General features: G+C 60.5%; 13 protein-coding genes. 9 read left to right on the top strand and 4 right to left on the bottom strand.

What is annotated here, in order from left to right; all coding sequences use genetic code 11:
* The first annotated feature begins 480 nt into the window (after positions 1-480).
* Positions 481-762, top strand: coding sequence for a DUF1652 domain-containing protein (locus BWR59_RS25315; protein ID WP_081568427.1), 282 nt, complete (start codon positions 481-483; stop codon positions 760-762).
* 100 nt (positions 763-862) lie between these two features.
* Here BWR59_RS25315 and BWR59_RS25310 read toward each other — a convergent pair whose 3' ends face one another.
* Entirely contained in the window at positions 863-3,376 is a 2,514-nt protein-coding gene (locus BWR59_RS25310) for a UvrD-helicase domain-containing protein (RefSeq protein WP_168184533.1), read from the bottom strand.
* A gap of 278 nt (positions 3,377-3,654) precedes the next feature.
* Between BWR59_RS25310 and BWR59_RS25305 the strand changes: the two genes are divergently transcribed.
* Entirely contained in the window at positions 3,655-4,350 is a 696-nt protein-coding gene (locus tag BWR59_RS25305) for a pirin family protein (RefSeq protein WP_081568633.1), read from the top strand.
* An 84-nt stretch (positions 4,351-4,434) separates the two neighbouring features.
* On the opposite strand, the gene BWR59_RS25300 is transcribed toward BWR59_RS25305, so the two are convergent.
* Positions 4,435-5,982 (bottom strand): TerC family protein, encoded by a 1,548-nt coding sequence (locus tag BWR59_RS25300; protein ID WP_081568426.1) that lies wholly within the window; start codon positions 5,980-5,982, stop codon positions 4,435-4,437.
* A gap of 587 nt (positions 5,983-6,569) precedes the next feature.
* Positions 6,570-7,061 (bottom strand): GNAT family N-acetyltransferase, encoded by a 492-nt coding sequence (locus BWR59_RS25295; RefSeq protein ID WP_081568425.1) that lies wholly within the window; start codon positions 7,059-7,061, stop codon positions 6,570-6,572.
* 604 nt (positions 7,062-7,665) lie between these two features.
* Between BWR59_RS25295 and glgA the strand changes: the two genes are divergently transcribed.
* The 6 genes from glgA to glgX all read left to right on the top strand — a co-directional run bounded on the left by glgA (position 7,666) and on the right by glgX (position 18,761).
* The gene (glgA, locus tag BWR59_RS25290; protein WP_081568424.1) at positions 7,666-9,252 is read left to right on the top strand and encodes a glycogen synthase GlgA; all 1,587 of its coding nucleotides are present in this window, start codon (positions 7,666-7,668) and stop codon (positions 9,250-9,252) included.
* A 29-nt stretch (positions 9,253-9,281) separates the two neighbouring features.
* Positions 9,282-11,096, top strand: coding sequence for a malto-oligosyltrehalose trehalohydrolase (gene treZ, locus BWR59_RS25285; protein ID WP_081568423.1), 1,815 nt, complete (start codon positions 9,282-9,284; stop codon positions 11,094-11,096).
* On the top strand, positions 11,086-13,155 hold the full coding sequence (gene malQ, locus BWR59_RS25280) for a 4-alpha-glucanotransferase (RefSeq protein ID WP_081568422.1): 2,070 nt from the start codon (positions 11,086-11,088) through the stop codon (positions 13,153-13,155). The genes treZ and malQ overlap by 11 nt, the downstream gene beginning before the upstream one ends.
* Complete coding sequence (locus BWR59_RS25275) at positions 13,152-15,950, top strand: malto-oligosyltrehalose synthase (protein ID WP_081568421.1); 2,799 nt, start codon at positions 13,152-13,154, stop codon at positions 15,948-15,950. The genes malQ and BWR59_RS25275 overlap by 4 nt, the downstream gene beginning before the upstream one ends.
* A gap of 17 nt (positions 15,951-15,967) precedes the next feature.
* Positions 15,968-16,396 (top strand): DUF2934 domain-containing protein, encoded by a 429-nt coding sequence (locus tag BWR59_RS25270; protein ID WP_081568420.1) that lies wholly within the window; start codon positions 15,968-15,970, stop codon positions 16,394-16,396.
* Between the two features lie 178 nt (positions 16,397-16,574).
* The gene (gene glgX / locus BWR59_RS25265; protein ID WP_081568419.1) at positions 16,575-18,761 is read left to right on the top strand and encodes a glycogen debranching protein GlgX; all 2,187 of its coding nucleotides are present in this window, start codon (positions 16,575-16,577) and stop codon (positions 18,759-18,761) included.
* 164 nt (positions 18,762-18,925) lie between these two features.
* Here the strand turns inward: glgX and BWR59_RS25260 are convergent, their stop codons facing one another.
* Complete coding sequence (locus BWR59_RS25260; protein WP_081568418.1) at positions 18,926-20,311, bottom strand: methyl-accepting chemotaxis protein; 1,386 nt, start codon at positions 20,309-20,311, stop codon at positions 18,926-18,928.
* A 217-nt stretch (positions 20,312-20,528) separates the two neighbouring features.
* Between BWR59_RS25260 and BWR59_RS25255 the strand changes: the two genes are divergently transcribed.
* Entirely contained in the window at positions 20,529-21,458 is a 930-nt protein-coding gene (locus BWR59_RS25255) for a LysR substrate-binding domain-containing protein (protein WP_081568417.1), read from the top strand.
* Positions 21,459-22,209 lie beyond the last annotated feature (751 nt).

Below are 22,209 nucleotides of genomic sequence, written 5' to 3'. Positions count from 1 at the left end.
CCGCCTATTTATTCAGTCCTCTTTAATGTTTTTTTAAAACGTGGGTTTTGTTGTATCCGACATTAAAAAGAAAACGTTTGCGTGTTAACTCCGTGTTACATCTGGCTCAAAGTTGTGATTTTTCATCTGGATTTCACACGAGGCGGTTATCCTGCGTCACTGCCTGAGCGGCAGTGGAAATGATGGCCGTATGCCTTATCTTCAAATAACGATTCAGCAGCAACTGGAAGTGTCGTGCAGCTATAACGGAATATGACGGACCTCAAGGAAACGTAAATTATTTCTTTCTGTAGGATTATTTTCCCATCCATGTCAGAAGTCGGTGCTACCTTTACCTGACTCAAGAACTATGGATCCACGCTTCGACGTACGTCATACAGAACAATGCAACGCGATGCTCTGGCTCACGCGTTGGCCGTTCTTCGAAGCAAGCGTACAGACACCGTTTTCCTGCCCTGCGGAGCTTTAAGAATTGCTCGATTGAACGAGGTGGGCCCCATGAACAAAGTCACGTTTCCCAATGCCTGCCAGCTGATGCGCTGGCATTTTCATCCGGTTGGCTTCGAAGCCAACATGGACGCACCCAGCAGTATGGTCGCGCGCCTGTTCGACCGGGCCAGCGGTGAAACGGTGATCGCCATCGCGGGTATACCCTGCCAGACGGTGATGAATGCCATGGACGTGGAGCGGATCATCGAGGCCATCGAGCTTGAGCTCGAAACCTTTGCCCCGCAGCAGACGCTGTATCTGAACCAGGCTTGACCTCACCCAGCCAGCGCCTCGTCAGTCCCCTGTAGCAGTCCGGCTTGCGGCGGTGGATTCCTCAGGCTCGCCACCGCCGTCAAGCCGTGCTGCTACCGAGTCATTCTCGCGACTCCTGTACAACCCCACGCCGATCCTCGAAAAACGCCTTGTCCCCGGCAATCCGCGCCGAGGCCTTGGGAATCGCGGCGTCGTCATTGCCCGCCGCATCGATGAACCAATAGCAATGGCGCACCGCGCGGGTGATGGCGACATAGGCCAGGCGTAGCACCTCATCTTTCTGCGCGTGATCGAACGCTTCCAGATCGCCCTCCTTGCCCAGACCTGCCATCTGGTAAACCTGATTCTTGTAAGGCGACTGGGTCAGGTGCTGGCAATCGCCGAGCAGGAATACTGCGTCGGCCTGCAAACCCTTGGAGCTGTGGTAGGTCAGTTGCTTGAGGCGACGCTCTTGGGGCGGCAAGGCGTAGTCGGCATTGACCACCGCCTGCAACGCCTCCGGCAATTTGCTGCGCTCGCTGCCTTTACGATACAGCAGGAGCACCGAATCCCCGGCGTTGTAATGCTCGATCAGGCTGGCCACCAGACGATCGTCATCACGATCCAGCACCGTGACCGGCAGCAACTCCTGGACCGGGCCGCTGGCCCTGGCCTTCTTGCCGCTGATCGCCGGAGCCGCACGCACGATATGTTCGGCAGCGTCGATGATGTGCTGATGGCTGCGGAAGTTGTCGCTGAGCATGACCTTGGTGGTGCCCGGCGACGGGAACTCCTTGGGGAATTCCATGAAGAACTTCGGCGAACTGCCGCGCCAGCCATAGATCGACTGCCAGTCGTCCCCCACACACAACAACGAGGATCGCTGCGCGCCACGGCCGACATGCAACGCCGGCCCTCGGCTGCGGATCTCCCGAAGCGTGGCGCGGATCCACGAAACGATCTGCGGCGAGACGTCCTGAAACTCGTCGATCATCAAGTGCGACAGTGGCCGCAGCCCTTCGTCGCTGACCAGCTTGAGGTTTTCCGGGGAGTTTTCCCCGAACAGCGAAAACATCCGGTTATAAGTCATCACCGGCGGCGTCTGCTCCAGCAAGTGATCCTCGAAGGCTTTCCAGAACAGGCTCAGGCCTTCGAAGAAGAACCGGTCCGGGTCCTGATCGGAAAAACTCATCTGCGACACGGCGTCCGGAACGTCCAGCCCGAGGTTCTCGATGAACCCGGCAGCTGCCACGAAGCAGTCCAGCAAAGGCGCCGCACTCAGCTCGCCCTTGACCTTGTAGTCGAAGCCCGGCCCCGCCACTGCCGCGCCAGAGAGCGACTGCATCATGCCGCGCGACGCTTCGTAGTTCTCCAGCCAGATCACCGGCTTGCGGCAGAAGGCCTGGAACAGCGTGCGCTTGATCACCCATTCGGCCCAGACTGGCAGTTTGGCGTCCGGACGGCGCAGGTGCTGGTCTTCGCTGGGGTCGAAACCCAGCACGATCCACGCGTCCAGTTCAGCGGCATAGCCATGCACATGGAAGGTCAGTCCGCTGACCTCGACAGTCTGACGCATCGGCTCCACGCCCTGAATCGGCCAGGCCCCGGCGCGTATCCACAAATCCTCGATCACATCGCACAGTTCTTCATCGCGCCTGGACGACAGCCCCATGACGGTAATGCGTTTTTGCACGTCCGGGTGATCGCGGTCCAGCTCCTTGAGTTGCAACGAGTGCCTGTACAAAGGCGCCATTACCTCGCGGAAACGCTGGTTGGCGGCATACAGATCGCGGTAGCAGAGGTTCATCTGCTGACGCTGTGCGTCGTTGATCCGCAGATCGAACGGGTTGCTGTCGGCGCCATCGTCAAGCAGGTTGCCGCCGAACAGGTTACCACTCTGACTGCTGAGGTTTTCGAATGCCTGCAACTGTTCGAAGCCCGGCAGGCTGCGCACCAGCGGCAGAATGCGCGAGTGGAAGGTGCGCACCACATCACGGGCCTGTCGCAGCGAAAGGTCGTGCCCCCACAGCGCCATGATCTCGATCAGCTTGTTGATGAAGTCCTTGCGCGATTCGCGGGTGAAGGTCACCACGGTCATCGAATCCAGCTCGAAGCCCAGATAGTGAACGAGCAGCAGGACCCGGAGCACCAGCGAGGTGGACTTGCCCGCCCCGGCGCCAGCGATGACGTACGTGGAGGGTGTTTCGCTGAAGATCATCTTCCATTGCGCCGTGGTCGGCTGCGCGTGAGCAGGCAGCTTCTCGGCGACATCGGCCTTGATGCGTTTTTTCAGTTCGTTGGGAAGCGGCAGGCGCCAGTCGTCGAACAGATGGTCGTCAACCCGGGGCCCTCGATGCGCCTCGGGCCGGGTGTCACGAATCACCAGGACACGCCGGCCCTCTTCGATGCCGTCCAGATGCCCTTCGGCATAACCCTCGTTCATGCCCTCGGCGTGACCATTGAGAAAACCATCGGCATGGCCCTGGGTCCACGAAGGCACGTGCTGGGCCTGCATTTTTGATAAACCGCGTCCGATCATCCGCGCCAACAGACGCTTGAAGAATGGCAGACGCTCAGGGACGGACAGATCAGGCGGCAGCTGGTGGGGTGGCTCGGTGGGGAAATCGTGCGACACGCGGGCTCCGGATATCAGCGTTCAACGACAAAGCGCCTATGGTCGCCCCATTCGCCGTCAAGCTCCAGCGAAATGCTTTCGGGTCAGGGGGTTAGCCGATCAAGTGCAGGTAACAGGATAAATAGAGGAATCGATAAGTATTTAATATTTCGATCATAATGACGCAAAAATTACGCTTTTTATCGATATATAATTGATAGATGATCGCTCCATCGACTGAAGAGTCATCACCAGCGGCGCTGCTGCCTAGGCCGGCCCTGCTAATGGAGGAACTGATCATGCTGCAACTTCGACCTTTCAAATCCCTTGGCGGCGCCGATCACGGCTGGCTGAACGCCCATCACCACTTTTCGTTCGCCAACTACTACGACCCAAGCCGCATGAGCTGGGGCCAATTGCGAGTGTGGAACGACGACGTGATTCAAGCTGGCACCGGCTTCCCGCGTCACCCGCACCGCGACATGGAAATCATCACTTATGTGCGTGAAGGCGCTATCACCCACGAGGACAGCCTGGGCAACCGTGGCCGAACCGAAGCGGGTGATGTGCAAGTGATGAGTGCCGGCACCGGCGTGGCCCACAGCGAGTACAACCTTGAGTCGAAGGAAACCCGCATCTTCCAGATCTGGATCATGCCGGACGAGGTCGGTGCGCCACCTTCCTGGGGTGCCAAGCCATTCCCGAAAGGCAACCGCGAAGGCTTCGTGACCCTGGCCAGCGGCAAGACCGATGACGATATCGAGCTGCGCATTCGTGCCAATGCTCGCCTGGTGGCCGCGAACCTCAAGGCCGGTGAAACAGCCGAATACACGCTGGATGAAGGCCGCCGCGCGTATCTGGTACCTGCCACTGGCAGCATTGAAGTCAACGGCCTGCGCGCCGTGGCCCGAGATGGTGTGGCGGTTGAAGACGAGCGCGTATTGCGGGTCACGGCCATCGAAGACAGCGAAATCGTCTTGGTAGACGTCGCCTGATCTGACAACGGCGCAATAGCAAAAGCCCCGACTTCGTGAGAAGCCGGGGCTTTTTTGTGTGCCGAGCGCTGAGGCGAAGCCTCGTTATAACTTGCGCAACAGGACCTTGGTCACCCGCCGCTCTTGAACCATCACCACCTTCAACGACCAACCATCCCACTGCAACTCGTCGCCCGTCACCGGCAAACGGTCGAGCAGGCTCATGACCAGCCCTGCCAGGGTCTGATACTCATCGGTGGCGCGCGCCTTGAAGCCGATTCGCTCACGCAGATGACTCAGGTTCATGGCGGCATTGACCAGCACGCCTTCACCCTCCTCGACCAGATCCTGACCTTGCGCTTCACTCGCATCCGGCAGCTCGCCCGCGATGGATTCGAGAATGTCAGTCATGGTCAGGATCCCGACAAAGTCGCCAAATTCATTGACCACGAAAGCGATATGCGTGGACTGCGCACGCATCTGGTCCAGGGCATTGAGAATCGAGAAGCTGTCCAGCAGGTTGATCGCGGTGCGCGTCAGGTGCTCAAGATTGGGTTTGCTGCCCGCCAGCAATGCGTTGAGCAGTTCCTTCTTGTGCACGAAGCCCAGCGGTTCTTCGACACGCCCTGAACGAATCAGCGGCAATCGCGAGTAGGCCGACGCCATCAACTGCTGGCGAATGCTCTCCTCCTCGTCCGCCAGATCGATCAGGTCGACATCGGTACGCGCAGTCATGACACTGCGAATCGGTCGCTGAGCCAGCTGCAGCACGCCGCTGATCATCACTCGCTCGCGGCGGCCGAAAACCGCGTCCTCGGCGTCGCCATCGAGCATGTCGACGATGTCCTCGCCGACCTCCTCGACACCCGGTTTACGCCCACCCAGCAAACGCAGCACCGCGTGGGCCATGCGCTCCCGTCGGGGCAGATTGCCCTTCAAGCTGCGTTTTCGCCGCGAGCGGGCCAGCTGATTGAAGACTTCGATCAGGATCGAGAAGCCAATGGCCGCATACAGATAGCCCTTGGGAATATGAAAGCCCAGGCCATCGGCGGTCAGGCTGAAACCGATCATCATCAGGAAGCCCAGGCACAGCATGATGACGGTCGGGTGCGCGTTGACGAATGCAGTCAAGGGTTTGCTGGCGATGATCATGATGCCGATCGAGAAAATCACCGCGATCATCATCACCGACAGTTCATCGACCATGCCCACGGCAGTGATCACTGCATCCAGGGAGAACACCGCATCGAGCACCACGATCTGCGCGACGATGGGCCAGAACAAGGCGTAAGTCGTGCTGCCCGATTGCTGGGTGACATGACCTTCCAGCCGCTCATGCAACTCCATGGTGGCCTTGAACAACAGGAAAATGCCGCCGAACAGCATGATCAGATCGCGCCCGGAGAAGCTTTTGTCGAAGACCTCAAACAGCGGTTCGGTCAGCGTCACCATCCACGAAATGCTCGCCAGCAAGCCTAGACGCATGATCAAGGCCAAAGACAGGCCCAATACCCGAGCGCGGTCACGCTGCTCGGGGGGGAGCTTGTCGGCGAGGATGGCAATGAACACCAGATTATCGATGCCCAGCACCAGTTCCAGCACGATGAGGGTCAGCAGGCCTAGCCAGGCCGTGGGATCCGCAAGCCATTCCATGGGTCAGTCATTCCCTTTGAGTGATAAACAGACACGCACGAAAAATCCTGACGCACTGTGCAGTGGGCCGAGTCTGGCGGATGTCAGGTAAATCAAGCGCGGGTCAGCGCCAAGGTGCAGAGGGTGACGATCAGCAGTCAATGAGCGTGATCGGCGACTGGGAGGTTCCAGTGAAAGAGACATGGGTGTCCTGAGTTCAATACGGGAAGCGATCCTACCCCGCGCTTGGAAGTGTCTTACAGGACATAACTGTTACAAATGTTTTGACAGGTGTTGCTGGGGCACAGTTGACACCGCTTTTGTAGCAGGGCTCCGGCTCTATGCACATAAGCAGGATCAGGCACCAAGGCGCATCCGGTGTTGCGCAGGTCCAAGTGTCCTGACCAGACTCCTGTGGGAGACGCCGGAGGCCACGACGGCAGCGATTGCGGAGGGTCAGCTCACAGATGGTTCGACTGACACAACTGTTCGCGGCTGTCGCACAGCTCCAGCTTCTCCCACAGAGTTCGGTGTTAAACCCAGGATGTCGAACGACCCAAATCCCGGTAGCAGCCCGGTCGGGCTGCCACAAATTTGCGTGAGGCGGGTTACAGCGACTTCTGCCAGAACAGCGCGCGGCCCATCTGCGGGTCGAGCTGATAATCGGCGAAGCCCAGCTTCTGATAGGCGCCCTGGGCCACCTTGTTGCCCTCCAGCACTTCGAGGGTGATCTTGCAGCAGCCGCGCTGGCGGGCGATTTCCTCGACTTTGCTCAGCATCTTCTGGCTGATGCCCTGCCCGCGCGCGGAAGCAATCACCACGACGTCGTGGACATTCACCAGCGGACGGCAGGCGAAGGTGGAAAACCCTTCGAAGCAGTTCACCAGCCCGACCGGCTCACCCGCAATGAAGGCCAGCACGCTGAAGGCGTGAGGACGTTTGGCCAGTTCGATCGCCAGTTGCTCCCGGGTATCCATCGACAGCGACTCGCCGCCACCCATGGCGTCTTCGGCGTATTGATTGAGCAGGAAGCCGATGGCTTCAGCGTGAACCGGATTGCTATAGCTGGCTTGCAGGACCAACACCTCAGGGGCTTGCATTGACTTCCTCTACAACTCAAGGGGGTATCAGGCAATCGGGCTTTGCGCCCATTTACCGCGTGGCCCGGATTCTACCGTGAGCCGCACCAAAATATCCCGATACAGAAGTAGGAAATTTCTCGATACGCACAAGGATCGCTCTCTGCTGCACCGAGAAAAGGCGACGCAATGGCTTTAGTGACTGACCAGTCGCAAAAGGGTCGCAACCCGCTATGCTCTCCGAGCCGAACTGGTTTGATTGTCGAACAATCCGACCGACGGTCATGAACTGTTTTTGTTTGGACTTCGTGCGCCAGAACAGCGCATTCCGCGGTCAGGGAGTTTGTGTAGCAAGATGAATTTTTTCCTACAAAAAGCGGCTATCCCGCATGCCAGACATTTCCGAGAAAAAAAGTCGAAACTTCTGCAAATGCCCCGGGTCAGCACAATAGAGCGCCTATGCTATTGGTTGAAGCCCGAGCAGAGGCCGCTTTCACCCTGTCCTTCACTATGCAGTCGGTAAATGGGTATCGATCTTGCGTAGGTCTTGTTTGTCTGGCCATAGGACATGGCCAATTAAGACTCAAGTGCTGTACCAACACTGCGTATCGAATGGGAGAAAACGATGATTAGTGCCGCTGTCAAAACCCAGAAGGGAGAGAGTTTTAATCAGCCGGCCAGCGAGCTGACCCATCTGCCGGTCTTCGCAACGACGAGCGCACCCCTGCTGCAACTGCCCCCTGTACAACCAGGCATGTCGATGGCCAACAGGAAGAAAATCCTGTTCGTGACTTCGGAAATGGCCGATCTGGTGAAAACCGGCGGCCTGGGCGATGTGTCTGCTGCACTGCCGCGCGCCATGCGCCACCTGCACGATGTACGCGTGCTGATTCCCGGCTATCCACAGGTCATCAATAGCGGAAACCCGATTCACATCATCAGCGAACTCAGCGGGCATGCCGCGCTGCCTCCCTGCAAGATCGGCCGTATGGACATGAAAGACGGCCTGGTCATTTATGTATTGATCTGCCCGGAACTGTACGAACGCGAAGGCACGCCCTATGGCGACAACCATGGCCGCGACTGGTCTGACAACCACATCCGTTTTGCCCGTCTGGGTCTGGCAGCCGCCGACTTCGCCGCAGGTGCGGTAAAAACCCAGTGGTGCCCGGAACTGGTTCACGCCCATGACTGGCCAGCGGGTCTGGCGCCTGCTTATATGAAGTGGCGCGGTCAGAGCACGCCGACCATCTTTACCATTCACAACCTGGCGTATCAGGGCTTCGTCAGCTCCGCGTCAAGCCGTGAGCTGGGCATTCCGGATTCTGCACTGGGCCCGGATGGCATGGAGTTCTACGGCCGCCTGTCGTTCATCAAGGCGGGCATGGCTTACGCCAGCCACATCACTACGGTCAGCGCGACCTATGCCAAGGAGATCACCACTGCCGATTTCGGCTGCGGTCTGGAAGGCTTCCTGCAAAGCAAGGCCAATCGCGGCCAACTGAGCGGGATCCCGAATGGCATCGATGAAAGCTGGGATGCGGCCACCGATGAACACCTGATCTGCCGTTTCGCGCCCAATGAATGGACGCGCAAGGAAATCAACGCCGATCACGTGCGTGAGCTGTTCGAACTCGAACCTTCGACGGGCCCCCTGTTCGCCGTCGTATCGAGGCTGGTCTATCAAAAGGGTCTGGACCTGACCATCGGGGTTGCCGAACATATCGTCAACAACGGTGGCCAGATTGCGATCATCGGCCGTGGCGAGCCGGATGAAGAAGACGCCATGCGCGCCCTCGCCGCCCGTTTTCCCGGTCAGATCAGCGTGCGTGTGGGCTTCAACGAAACCGATGCCCGGCGCATGTTCGCCGGCAGCGACTTTCTGCTGATGCCTTCGCGTTACGAGCCTTGCGGCCTGAGCCAGATGTACGCCCAGCGCTTCGGTTCGTTGCCGGTGGCCCGTCGTACCGGCGGTCTGGCGGACACCATCGAAGACGGTTGCACCGGTTTCCTGTTCGATGAGTCCACCGTGGAAAGCTATACCGAAGCCCTGACCCGTGCCTTCAAGGTCTTTGCCAACCCGCCATTGCTCAACGCCATGCGATGCCGCGCCATGGCTGCCCCGTTCGACTGGCATAAAGCCGTTGAGCCCTATGCAGATCTTTACCAGGAGCTGTTGAAGAAGAACGTGGGCGCTGCGCTGCAATACTGATTCATGAACTGAAGAAAAAGGGGTAACGGATGCCTTCGCGCACGGATCAGAACTGGCGCCACGGCGCCGTCTTGCTGGATCCCGAACACACCCGGTTCGCCCTCTGGGCACCGGATGCAGGTTTTGTCAGCGTCGAGATAGAGGACGGGCCGTCACGAGCCCTTCTGCCACAGGAAGACGGCTGGTTTGTCCTGGAAACTCGATGTTCGGCAGGCACGCGATACCGCTACAAAATCGATGAAGACCTTCAAGTACCTGACCCGGCTTCCCGGGCTCAGGTCGGTGAGGTACATGGTCACAGCCTGGTCGTCGATCACAATGCCTATCAATGGCAGACCGCTAACTGGAGCGGCAGGCCCTGGCATGAAGCGATCATCTATGAATTGCATGTCGGCGCACTCGGCGGTTTCGCCGGGGTCGAGCAGCACCTGCAACGTCTGGCCGAAACAGGCATAACCGCTATCGAACTGATGCCCATCGCGCAGTTCCCCGGGCAACGCAACTGGGGTTATGACGGTGTGCTGCCTTACGCGCCGCAATCCTCCTACGGCACGCCGGATCAGCTCAAACATCTGATCGATACCGCCCACGGCCTGGGCCTGATGGTGATTCTCGACGTGGTTTACAACCACTTCGGCCCCGACGGCAATTACCTGGGCGCCTACGCCAGGCATTTTTTCCGCAGCGACAAGAAGACGCCGTGGGGCGATGCCATCGACTTTCGTCGTCGCGAGGTGCGTGACTTCTTCATCGACAACAGCTTGATGTGGTTGCTGGATTACCGCTTCGATGGCCTGCGTTTCGACGCTGTTCACGCCATCGAGGACCCGACCTTTCTGCAGGAACTCGCGCAGCGGGTACGGCAACAGGTCCCGCAGAGCCGTCATGTGTGGCTGACGCTGGAAAACGAATTCAACGAAGCGAGCCGGATCGATGAGGGTTACGACGCGCAATGGAACGATGACGGCCACAATACGCTGCATGTGCTGCTGACCGGTGAAACCGACGCCTATTACACCGACTTCGCCGAGCAACCGACGCACAAGCTGGCGCGTCTGTTGAGCGAGGGTTTCGTTTATCAGGGCGAATCCACCCGCCACGGTCATGCTCGCGGAGAGCCGAGCGCGCACCTGCCACCCACCGGGTTCGTGCTGTTTCTGCAGAACCACGACCAGATCGGCAATCGCGCACTGGGCGAGCGCCTGGTGCAGCTGTGCCCGCCTGAAGCGTTGCGCGCCGCCACCGCGTTGTTGCTGTTGTCGCCGATGATTCCGCTGATGTTCATGGGGGATGAATGGGGCGCCAGCGAGCCGTTCCTGTTCTTCACCGATTTCCACGACGAGCTGGCCGACGCCGTGCGCGAAGGTCGTCGTGGCGAGTTTGCCGACTTTGCGGCGTTCGCCGACCCGGCCCAGCGTGAGCGCATTCCCGACCCGAACGCCTTGCAGACCTTTCAGGCCTCGCGCCCGGCAATCGATGCGGCGTACCTGGAAACCGACAAGGGCCAGGACCACCGCAACTGGCAGGCGCTGTACCGGGAGCTGTTGCAGGTACGTCATGGCGAGATCATTCCGCGCCTGCAGGGGGCCAAGGCGCTGGGCGCTGTGGTGTTGGCCGACAAGGCGGTCAGCGCACGCTGGCAGATGGGCGATGGCAGCACGCTGCGCATCGACCTCAACCTGGGCGCGCACGCGGTGCAGATCGACACCCACGTCGTGCAGCATGTTCTTCATGAATCCCATCCAAAATCGGCCGAACTTTCCCAAAACGGCAACCTCAATCCATACACGGCCATTGTCAGCCTGATATCGAGTGACGTTGTGGAGGAACAGGATGAGCAATGAGCAACTGGAAATGCTGGCGGCCGAGGCAGGGTTGTCGGTCGACTGGAAAGACGCCAACGCACGACCGCAACGGGTCAGCCCCGAGGTGCTTCGCAAAGTCCTCGACGGGTTGGGTTACCCTGCTGAAAACGATGAACAGATCAGCGCCAGCCTCAAGCGTCTGCAAGACCAGAGCCTGTCCACCACGCCTCCGCCGCTGCTGACCGTCGACCACGGCACCAGCCTTGATCTGTCTGCCTGGTTCAAACCGCAAACACCCTTTGTGCTCGATCTGGAAGACGGTTCGCGCCTGGATGCGAAACTGACCGCAAAAGCCGAGCTGCCCGCGCTGGCGACGGTGGGCTATCAGCAGTTGGCAATCGACGGCCAGCACCTGACCATCGCTGTGGCACCGAAGACCGCTTACTCGCTGGCCATGGCCACCGATACCAGCGTGCCGCGCGCCTGGGGCCTGACGCTTCAACTGTATTACCTGCGCCGCGAAGGTGATGGCGGATTCGGCGACACTCAGGCCCTCGAAACCTTCGCTCGCTCGGCGGGCGAACGCGGGGCAGCGGCGATTGCGATCAGCCCGGTTCACGCCATGTTCGCCAATGACAGCGAGCGTTTCAGCCCGTATTCCCCTTCCAGCCGTCTGTTCCTCAACGCGCTGTACGCCGCACCCGGCGCGATCCTTGGCGAGCGCGCCGTGCGCATTGCCATCGACGAAACCGGCCTTGGCGACGAACTCAAGCGTCTGCAAGCCCTGCCCTTGATCGACTGGCCCGCTGCGGCGGCCGCCAAATGGAAAATCTTCCGTTCGCTGTACGCCGCTTTCATCGGCAGCGGCCATCCGTTGCACGAAGACTTCAACAGCTTCCGCCACGCCGGCGGCGAAGCGCTGGAGAACCATTGCCGCTTCGAAGCGCTGCGTGATGAAGGCGAAAAACTCGGTATCGGCGGTAATTGGCATGAATGGCCCGAGCAGTACAAAAATCCTCGGAGCAAGGCCATCGATGAGTTCGCCGCCAGCCATGGCGAGCAGATCGGCTTTCACGCTTTTGCCCAATGGCTGATCGCCCGCGGCCTTGAGCGCGCCCAGACCGCAGCGCGCAGCAGTGGCATGAGCATCGGGCTAATCGGCGACCTCGCCGTGGGTGCCGATGGCGCTGGCAGCCAGGCTTGGAGCCGTCAGGATGAATTGCTGTCGGCGCTGACCGTGGGCGCACCGCCTGACATCCTCAATCGCTCGGGGCAAAGCTGGGGCATCTCCGCGTTCTCGCCCACAGGCCTGAAACGCAATGGCTTCCGCGCCTTCATCGAAATGCTGCGCGCCAACTTCGCCCACGCGGGCGGCCTGCGCATCGACCACGTGATGGGTCTTCAACGTTTGTGGGTCGTGCCATTGGGCTCGCCGCCCAGCGAAGGCGCCTACCTGAACTACCCGCTGGACGACATGTTGCGTCTGCTGTGCCTGGAGTCCTGGCGACACAAGGCCGTGGTACTGGGCGAAGACCTCGGCACCGTGCCGGAAGGCTTGCATGAAAAACTCTCGACCCGGGAAATTCTCGGCATGCGCGTGCTGTTGTTCGAACAGGACAACGGCCACTTCAAGCCGATCATCAAATGGTCCGACGACGCACTGGCGACCACCAGCACCCACGACCTGCCGACCCTTACCGGCTGGCTGACCGAGCTGGATATTGACTGGAACAAGACGCTGGGTCATATCGACGAAGACACCGAACGCCACTGGCGCGAAGGCCGCGAACGGGAACGCCAGGGGCTGCGCGCTGCGCTCAAGCAGAACTACGGCATGCACGACAGCACCGAAAGTGAACTCATCGACGGCAGCGTGCGTTACCTGGGCCATACCCGCGCACCACTGGTGCTGTTGCCCATCGAGGACGCACTGGGGATCGAGGAACAGGCCAACTTGCCTGGCACCATCGACAGCCACCCCAACTGGCGCCGGCGATTGCCCGCAGACAGCGCTTCATTGCTGGATGACGCCAATGCCGCGCGTCGTCTGGAAATCCTCGCAGCGGCGAGACAACAGGCAGCGGAGCGTGATCAATGAGTCAACCTGTGAACCCATCGCTCAAATCCCTTCGCGCGACCCAACGTCTGCAGTTCCACAAAGACTTCACCCTGGATGACGCGGCAAAGCTGGTGCCCTATTTCGCCCAGCTTGGCATCAGTCATGTGTACGCGTCTCCGCTGCTCAAGGCGCGCGCCGGCTCTATGCACGGCTATGACGTGGTCGACCCGCGCATTATCAATCCCGAACTGGGTGGCGAGCCCGCCCTGCGTCGGCTGGTGGCCGCCCTGCGCGAACACGGAATGGGGCTGATTCTGGACATCGTGTCCAACCACATGGCGGTCGGCGGCGCGGACAATCCGTGGTGGCTTGACCTGCTGGAGTGGGGTCAGCGCAGCCCCTACGCGAAATTCTTCGACATTCAGTGGAATTCCCCGGACCCGTTGCTCAAGGGCCAGTTGCTCCTGCCCTTCCTGAGCACCGATTACGGCACAGTGCTGCAGAACGGCGACGTCGCGCTGCGCTTCGATGCTGAGCACGGCAGCTTCCGGGTCGAGCACTACCAGCATCATTTCCCGATCAACCCGGGTACCTATGGACCGCTGCTGGCTGCGGCCAAACGTGCGGAGCTGGACGAACTGGCACAGCGCTTCGCGCAACTGGACGAGTTTCCCCAGGCCTATGAACGTGCCCGTCAGGCCAAGGCTGAACTGGTAGAACTGCTCAAAGCCAAACCCGAACTGGGCAACGCCATCGAAAGCGGTCTTGCGCAGTTCGATTCGCGCACGCCCGAAGGCTTCGACAGGCTGCATCAGCTGCTGGAACATCAGGATTACCGCCTCGCCAGCTGGCGCACCGCTGGGGACGATATCAACTGGCGGCGCTTCTTCGACATCAACGAGCTGGGCGGCCTGAAGGTCGAGCGCTCGCAGGTGTTCGAGGCCACCCATGGCAAGATTTTCGAGCTGATCGCCGGGGGCCTGGTGGACGGTTTGCGCATCGACCACATCGACGGCCTTGCCGACCCACGCGGGTATTGCCGTAAGCTGCGGCGGCGAGTCGACAGCCTGCTCAAACAGCGCCCGGCAGGCACCGAGCTCAAACACCTGCCGATCTTCGTTGAGAAGATCCTCGGCGCCGACGAGCAACTGCGCAAGGACTGGGGCGTTGACGGCACCACCGGCTACGAATTCATGAATCAGGTGTCGCTGCTGCAGCACGATCCCAAGGGCGAAGCGGTCTTGGGGGACTTGTGGGCCAGGGTCAGCGGACGCACCGCCGACTTCAATAAAGAGGTACTGGAAGCCCGCGATCTGGTGCTGCATGGCAGCCTGGCGGGCGACTTCGAAAACCTCGCTCAGGCTTTGCTGCAGGTAGCACGCAGCGATGTGATGAGCCGCGACCTGACTCTGGGGGCGATACGTCGCTCGCTGTTGGCACTGGTCAGCAACTTTCCGGTTTATCGCACCTACATCACCGCCTGCGGACGCTCCGACGAGGACGAGCGTTTCTTCCAGCAGGCCATGACAGGCGCGCGTGAGATGCTCAGCGAAGGCGACTGGCCGGTGCTCGACTATCTGGCCCGTTGGCTGGGAGGTGAACGCCTGCGGGACTACCCGGACGTCAAAATGCGCGAGATACGCCGCAAGGCCCATAACCGCTTTCAGCAGCTCACGTCCCCCGTGGCTGCCAAGTCAGTGGAGGACACCTCGTTCTATCGCTCCGCTGTGCTGCTTTCGCGCAACGATGTGGGCTTCCATCCGCAACATTTCAGTGCACCGGTAGAGGATTTCCACCGGGTTTGCATCGAGCGCGGTGCAAGCTTTCCGGAAAATCTGCTGACCACTGCAACCCACGATCATAAGCGTGGCGAGGACACGCGCACACGGCTCGCCGTACTCAGCGAACACGCCCCTTGGTACGCTGAACAGGTGGAACGCTGGCAGCAACTGTCCGCGCCTTTGAAGACCGGCGAGACCTCGATCAGCCCCGGTGACGAACTGATGCTGTACCAGGCGATTCTGGGCAGTTGGCCCTTGGCACTGGAGGGTGAAAGCGCCTTTGAAGACTATGCGAAACGATTGACCCAGTGGCAGGAAAAGGCGCTGCGTGAAGCCAAATTGCACAGCAGCTGGAGCGCCCCCAACGAGGCTTACGAAACGGCCTGTCGTGAATTTTTGCGGAGCCTTTTGCTGAGCCCGGACGCGCTGGCCTTGCGTCAGTCCATTGGTGCAACCGCTCATCGCATTGCCCCCGCGGGCGCGCTGAACAGTCTGGCGCAAACTTTGCTGCGAATGACCGTGCCCGGTGTTCCTGATCTGTATCAGGGCACTGAGTTCTGGGATTTCAGCCTGGTGGATCCGGACAACCGTCGTCCGGTGGATTACCCCGCACGGCAACGCGCGCTGAGTGAATCCACAGCCCTCACCGAGCTGCTTGCCCAGTGGCAGGACGGCCGAATCAAACAGGCGTTGATCGCGCAGGTGCTCATGCTGCGCAATCAACATCCCGCGTTGTTCAGTGAAGGTCGATATCAACCGCTCGAGGTGATCGGCGAACAGGCCGCTCACGTCATGGCATTTGCCCGTGAAACGGAGGATATGCGGGCTATTGTTGTGGTTCCACGTTTGCCGGCTGAACTATTGGGTACCGCGCAAACTCCATTGATCAACGCAGCACATTGGGGCGATACACGAATCATCCTGCCGTTCGCTGATTCAGATCCAAATTGGAAGGGACTTTTTTCACAGGCTACAGTCACAACCAACAAGGAATTGTCGCTCAGCGCAGCGCTCAAGGAATTTTCTGTAAATCTGCTTATTCAAACCTTGTAATACCCGGGAGTGTCGAGATGAGTGCCGACGATAAAAGAATCAGCGAGCTGGCCCACCAGATCTGGGAAACGGAGGGCAAGCCCCACGGTCAGGATGCACGCCATTGGGAAATGGCTCGCAAACTGGCAGAAGCCGAAGCCAAGGCGCCGAAAAAAGCCGCCGCTGGCAAAACCGCCAAGCCCAAGGCTGAACCCAAGGCGGTAGCGGCTAAACCAGCAGCAAAGGCAGCAGCAAAACCTGCCGCCAAAGCCGCTGAAAAACCGGCTGCCAAACCTGCCGCGAAACCAGCCGCCAAGGCGCCGGCAAAACCGGCGGCCAAGCCGAAGGTCGCAGCCAGCGGCGCAGAAGGTTCTGCAGCCAAACCTGCGGCAAAACCTGCCGCCAAGCCAGCTGCAAAGCCTGCGGCGAAAAAAGCGCCACCCGCCGCCAAGCCACCCGCGCCCTGACTATTCGTCTTCGACGAGTACCCATCGCGCAGCAGACCTCTACCGCAGGGATCGCCTGAAAACGATCGTCAACACCTGCGGTAACTACCCGCCTGTTCCTCCAGCAATGGCGCAGTACGACCCTGCGACAAAGGCTCTGTTCGCCTTCAGGAAAATCATTCGAACGTCAGGAATACACATGAGCAAGCAAGAGAAGCAAACCGCCCCCCAGAATGAATCCGCCAAGGCCGACAGCCCGCAAGCCAATCCTTCGCGCATTCGGGAGGGCCTGCCCTTCCCGCTCGGCGCCAACTGGGACGGCCTAGGGGTCAACTTCGCGATCTTTTCTGCCAATGCGACCAAGGTAGAGCTGTGCCTGTTCGACTCCACGGGCGAAGAAGAGCTGGAGCGCATCGAGCTCCCCGAATACACCGACGAGATCTTTCACGGCTACCTGCCCGACGCTCACCCGGGCCTCGTTTATGGCTACCGCGTGTACGGCCCTTATGACCCGAAAAACGGCCACCGCTTCAACCACAACAAACTGCTGATCGACCCGTATGCCAAGCAGCTGGTCGGCGAACTGAAATGGTCCGAAGCACTGTTTGGCTACACCATCGGCCATCCGGACGACGATCTCAGTTTCGATGAGCGCGACAGTGCTCCGTTCGTGCCCAAGTGCAAGGTCATCGATCCGGCCTATACCTGGGGCCGTGATCAGCGCGCCAACGTGCCTTGGGAAAAAACCATTTTCTATGAAACCCACACCCGGGGTTTCACCATGCGTCACCCGTCCGTTCCCGACGAGCTCAAGGGTACTTTTTCCGGGCTGATGGTCGATGACGTGATTCAGCACATAAAGGGCCTGGGCGTGACCTCGGTCGAGTTGCTGCCGATCCATGCCTTCGTCAACGACCAGCATTTGCTGCAAAAGGGCATGACCAACTATTGGGGCTACAACACCATCGCCTTCTTCGCCCCGGACCCGCGTTTCCTGGCTCACGGCAAAATCGCCGAGTTCAAGGAAATGGTCGCGCACATGCACCATGCGGGGCTCGAGGTCATCCTGGACGTGGTCTACAACCACACCGCCGAAGGCAACGAACGCGGCCCGACCCTGTCCATGCGCGGTATCGACAACGCTTCGTACTATCGCCTGATGCCAGACGACAAGCGCTTCTACATCAACGATTCCGGCACCGGCAACACGCTGGATCTGAGCCATCCCTGCGTCTTGCAGATGGTTACCGATTCGCTGCGCTATTGGGCCAGCGAGATGCACGTCGACGGCTTCCGGTTCGACCTGGCGACCATTCTGGGCCGCTATCATGATGGTTTCGACGAGCGCCACAGCTTCCTCGTGGCCTGCCGTCAGGACCCGGTATTGCGCCAGGTGAAACTGATCGCAGAGCCTTGGGACTGCGGCCCTGGTGGCTATCAGGTCGGCAAGTTCGCGCCGGGCTGGGCGGAATGGAACGACAAGTTCCGCGACACCGTGCGCGCCTTCTGGAAAGGCGACGAAGGCCAGCTTGCCGACCTTGCCAGTCGCCTGACCGCCTCGGGCAACATGTTCAACCAGCGCGGACGCAGACCATATGCGTCGGTCAACTTCGTCACCGCGCACGATGGCTTCACGCTGCACGATCTGGTGTCGTACAACGACAAGCACAACGAAGACAACGACGAGAACAATCAGGACGGCAGCAATGACAACCGCTCCTGGAACCACGGTGTCGAAGGTCCGACCGAAGACCCGGAAATCAACGCCCTGCGCCTGCGGCAGATGCGCAACTTCTTCGCGACGCTGCTGTTCTCCCAGGGCACACCGATGGTGGTGGCCGGTGACGAGTTCGCCCGCACCCAGCACGGCAACAACAACGCCTACTGCCAAGACAGCGAAATCGGCTGGGTCAACTGGGATTGGGATGAAGACGGCAAGGCCCTGCACAAGTTCGTCAAACGCCTGATCAAGCTGCGCATGACCTATCCGATCCTGCGACGCGGCCGTTTCCTGGTCGGTGATTACAACGAGGAGCTGGGGGTCAAGGACGTCACCTGGCTGTCGCCAAGCGGCGATGAGATGACCATCGAGCAATGGGAGGACGGCAACGGTCGCTGCCTCGGCATGCTGATAGATGGCCGTGCGCAGGAGACCGGCATCCGTCGCCGCGGCGCCGAGGCAACCATGCTGCTGGTGGTCAACTCGCACCACGAAGGGGTCAATTTCAAGTTGCCGGAAGTGCCTGAAGGCGTGAACTGGATCGGCCTGGTCGACACCAATCAGCCGGATATTCGTGGCAAGGAGCAGTTCGAGTTCGGCACCGAGTACACGGTAACCCCGCGTTCGTTGCTGCTGTTTGAACTGCAGAAGGAAGATCAGGCGTAAGCCACCTCACGAGCACCCGCTGATCTGCGGGAGGGCGCTTGCCAGCGAAAGCGTGGTGTCAGGCAATGACATGTCACAGCCACCAAGCCTTCGCGAACAAGCTCCCTCCCACAGGGTCCAGGGCAAGATTATGATTCGCTTCCACCCAGATCCGGGCGACTCACTCACATCAACGCCGACAACCTCACATCCGCCGCCAGCACCCTGTGCAGCTGCCCGTTCGCGGCAAATATCGGCACCGACACCGTCACGCAAAACGCATCGGTTGCAGATGAGCGATACACCGGGGTGATGTAGCTCGCCAGTTGCTCAGCCACCTCACGAAACCACGGCCGCTGCGCCCAGTTCCGGCCCTTGTAGCTCAGCGCTTTCGGGTCACTCTCCATCCCGACGTTTTCGCTGATCTGCGTGCCGTTGCGGTCGACCATGTAAAACAGTTCAAAGCGCTGGTCACGACGCAGAATGTCGCCCATGGACCGTTCGGCCGTGCCGACGTCGCCAAGCATCGCCGCTTCGCTGGCAAGCTGCTCGACACTGGTCTGAATCGCCTTGTGCATCTGCAGCCGAAAGCCGCCCAGACCATTCAACAAATGATCGCCGCTGGTGCGCACCGCATCACTGTGGGTCAGTACCTGCCCCGCGTCGCCCAGCAATTCTGCCGCGACACCCGCAATGTTCTGCACGTCGCGATTGATCGCGTGGACGGCAATCCCGATGTGCTCAGTCCCAGAGGCAATATGGCCGACGCGTTGGTCCAGTTGATCCATCGCCGCCTGAGTGCTCAGCAGGTCTGCGCCCATGCGCGTCATGCCTTCACGGCCATCGGCAACCGCCGCGTGCATGGTCTTGCCGGCAGTGCCCAACTGGTCCATGTCGGCACGAAAGCGCTCGATGATCTGGCTGACTCGAGTGGTGGACTCCGTCGTGTGTCCTGCCAGCCGACGCACCTCGTCGGCGACCACCGCAAAGCCCCGCCCATGCTCCCCGGCACGAGCCGCTTCGATCGCTGCATTCAGAGCCAGAAGATTGGTCTGCTGCGAGATGCTGGCAATCACGCCGAGCACCTGACTGACCTCCTCCAACTGCCCGAACAACTGGCCGATCACCTCGTCCAGTTTCTGTTCACTGGCGCCAATGGCATCCACCTGATCCAGCACCTGTTCGCCGGTCTGCTGGCATTGGCGCAGCGTCAGCGTGACTTCGCTTGAGAGCTTGGCGACTTGCGCGGCACCGGGCACCAGTTCGGTGTCGAGCGAGGTGCTGACCTGCTCACTGGCGCTGGCGATCAACTCCGACGCCTGAGCCAGCATCTGCCCGCTCTGCTCGGTGGCGCGGGCGATGCGTGCCAGTTCCGGGGCATGGGCGGCGATGTCCACCGACGCCGCCAGGCTTTCTCCCAGCCGCTGGTGCAAAGTCTTGCTGAAGCCGTTCAGACGAGCATTCAATGGTGAGTGCTCGGACAGCTGCACCGTCAGATCCAGATCATCGAACAAGAGGTTCAGAGCGTCATCGTCCTGAGCCCGGCGTTTGTTGGTGCGCAGTGATAACATTCGGCGTCTCCCGTGTAATGCCGAAGGCACTGCAAGCACAGTGCCATCAGCGAGGACTGCGCACGGCCACGTTTACCTTGCTCAATGGCACGAGCAAATGCACGTATTGCAACGCTCGCTGCATGCCGAAGACGTTTTTGGTGCATTCACACCGCTATCCGTATCGATCACTGCGTGTAGACTGCTTCGCGCTTTTCTACGCCTATGGAGCCTGCCCGTGGAACTACGCCAATTGCGCTATTTCGTGAAGATCGTCGAGCTGGGCAGCCTCGGTCGGGCCGCGCTGGAGCTGGATGTCGGCGTCTCGGCCCTGAGCCAGCAGATCGGCAAACTCGAAAGCGAGCTCAGTACCCGTCTGCTCAATCGCACCACCACCGGGGTGACTGCCACCAGCGCAGGGCTGGCGTTTCTGCATCACGCCCAGCTGACCTTGCGGCAGGCGGAGAATGCAGTGCTGGCCGCCCATCGCGGTCGCATGAGTGGGTACGTAAGCGTCGGCTTGCCGCCGACCACCGCCACGGTGCTCGCTCTGCCGCTGATCAACGCCATGCGCGAGCGCTATCCGGACATCCAGTTGCACCTGGTAGAAATGCTCTCGGGGCACTTGGCCGTGCAACTCAACGCCCGACAGATCGACTTGGCCATCCTGTTCCAGCTCGAAGGCGGCAAACGCTGGAGCGTCACGCCACTGCTCGACGAAAAACTCTTCGTCATCGCATCTCCTGCACTGCCCGATGCACCGACGGGCGATAGCGTGCACCTCGCCGAACTCGGGCACCTCCCCTTGGTGGCGCCCAGTGCACAGCATGGCCTGCGCTCGACCTTGATGACGGCTTTCGAACGGGCGGGCGTGGTGCCCAACATCATCATGGAAGTCGATGGCCTGGCGGTGCTGATGAATGCGGTAAGAGCGGGCCATGCCGCGACGATTCAGCCGGGTGCAGCGGCTGCACTCAAGGGAGAATCCGGCCTGTCGCTGGTGCAGATCGCCGACGCCCATGTGGGCCGCCGCAATCTGCTCGCGACCCTCGCCGATGATGAGCTGTCGCCTGCTGCTCTGGCCACGCGGGTAGTCATCACCGAGGTCGCAAGGCAATTGGTCAACAGCCAGCAGTGGCCGGGAGCGAGCTGGATCGGTGAAGGCTGAGATCCGAGGATGAGGCGCTGTAGCMGCCCGGCTTGCCGGCGGTAGCGATCTTGAGCACGTCACCCCCGGCAAGCCGTGCGGCTACAGGGGGTGGTGTTGCGCCAGGCGATTCARTGATCGTTCCCACGCTCTGCGTGGTRACGCCGCCTTCGGCGCTCTGCGCCGGCGTGCGCTGTGACGCGGAGCGTCACGGGATGCATTCCCACGCAGAGCGTGGGGACGATCATTACCGCCCACAAACCCTGTAGCCGTCCGGCTTGCCGRCGGTAGCGATCTTGAGTGCGTCACCGCCGGCGAGCCGTGCTGCTGCAGGGGATGATGTTGCGCCAGGCGATTCAGTGATCGTTCCCACGCTCTGCGTGGTAACGCCGCCTTCGGCGCTCTGCGCCGGCGTGCGCTGTGACGCGGAGCGTCACGGGATGCATTCNTGTTGCGCCAGGCGATTCAGTGATCGTTCCCACGCTCTGCGTGGTAACGCCGCCTTCGGCGCTCTGCGCCGGCGTGCGCTGTGACGCGGAGCGTCACGGGATGCATTCCCACGCAGAGCGTGGGGGACGATCATTACCGCCCACAAACCCTGTAGCCGTCCGGCTTGCCGGCGGKAGCGATCTTGAGYACSTCACCSCCGGCAAGCCGTGCTGCTGCAGGGGGTTGTGTTGCGCCAGGCGATTCAGTGATCGTTCCCACTCTCTGCGTGGTGACGCCGCCTTCGGCGCTCTGCGCCGGCGTGCGCTGTGACGCGGAGCGTCAC

Origin of the sequence: Pseudomonas sp. Bc-h (assembly GCF_002080045.1) — a bacterium.
In the GTDB taxonomy this organism is placed as follows: domain Bacteria; phylum Pseudomonadota; class Gammaproteobacteria; order Pseudomonadales; family Pseudomonadaceae; genus Aquipseudomonas.
Note: the sequence above shows the minus strand (reverse complement) of the source record. Positions and strands in the feature narration are given on the sequence as shown.

Excerpts from the sequence above, each read along its gene's own strand:
- glgA (WP_081568424.1), top strand. The coding sequence starts at position 7,666 with ATGATTAGTGCCGCTGTCAAAACCCAGAAGGGAGAGAGTTTTAATCAG.
- malQ (WP_081568422.1), top strand. The coding sequence starts at position 11,086 with ATGAGCAATGAGCAACTGGAAATGCTGGCGGCCGAGGCAGGGTTGTCG.
- BWR59_RS25295 (WP_081568425.1), bottom strand. The coding sequence starts at position 7,061 with ATGCAAGCCCCTGAGGTGTTGGTCCTGCAAGCCAGCTATAGCAATCCG.
- treZ (WP_081568423.1), top strand. The coding sequence starts at position 9,282 with ATGCCTTCGCGCACGGATCAGAACTGGCGCCACGGCGCCGTCTTGCTG.
- BWR59_RS25270 (WP_081568420.1), top strand. The coding sequence starts at position 15,968 with ATGAGTGCCGACGATAAAAGAATCAGCGAGCTGGCCCACCAGATCTGG.
- BWR59_RS25260 (WP_081568418.1), bottom strand. The coding sequence starts at position 20,311 with ATGTTATCACTGCGCACCAACAAACGCCGGGCTCAGGACGATGACGCT.
- glgX (WP_081568419.1), top strand. The coding sequence starts at position 16,575 with ATGAGCAAGCAAGAGAAGCAAACCGCCCCCCAGAATGAATCCGCCAAG.
- BWR59_RS25275 (WP_081568421.1), top strand. The coding sequence starts at position 13,152 with ATGAGTCAACCTGTGAACCCATCGCTCAAATCCCTTCGCGCGACCCAA.
- BWR59_RS25300 (WP_081568426.1), bottom strand. The coding sequence starts at position 5,982 with ATGGAATGGCTTGCGGATCCCACGGCCTGGCTAGGCCTGCTGACCCTC.
- BWR59_RS25305 (WP_081568633.1), top strand. The coding sequence starts at position 3,655 with ATGCTGCAACTTCGACCTTTCAAATCCCTTGGCGGCGCCGATCACGGC.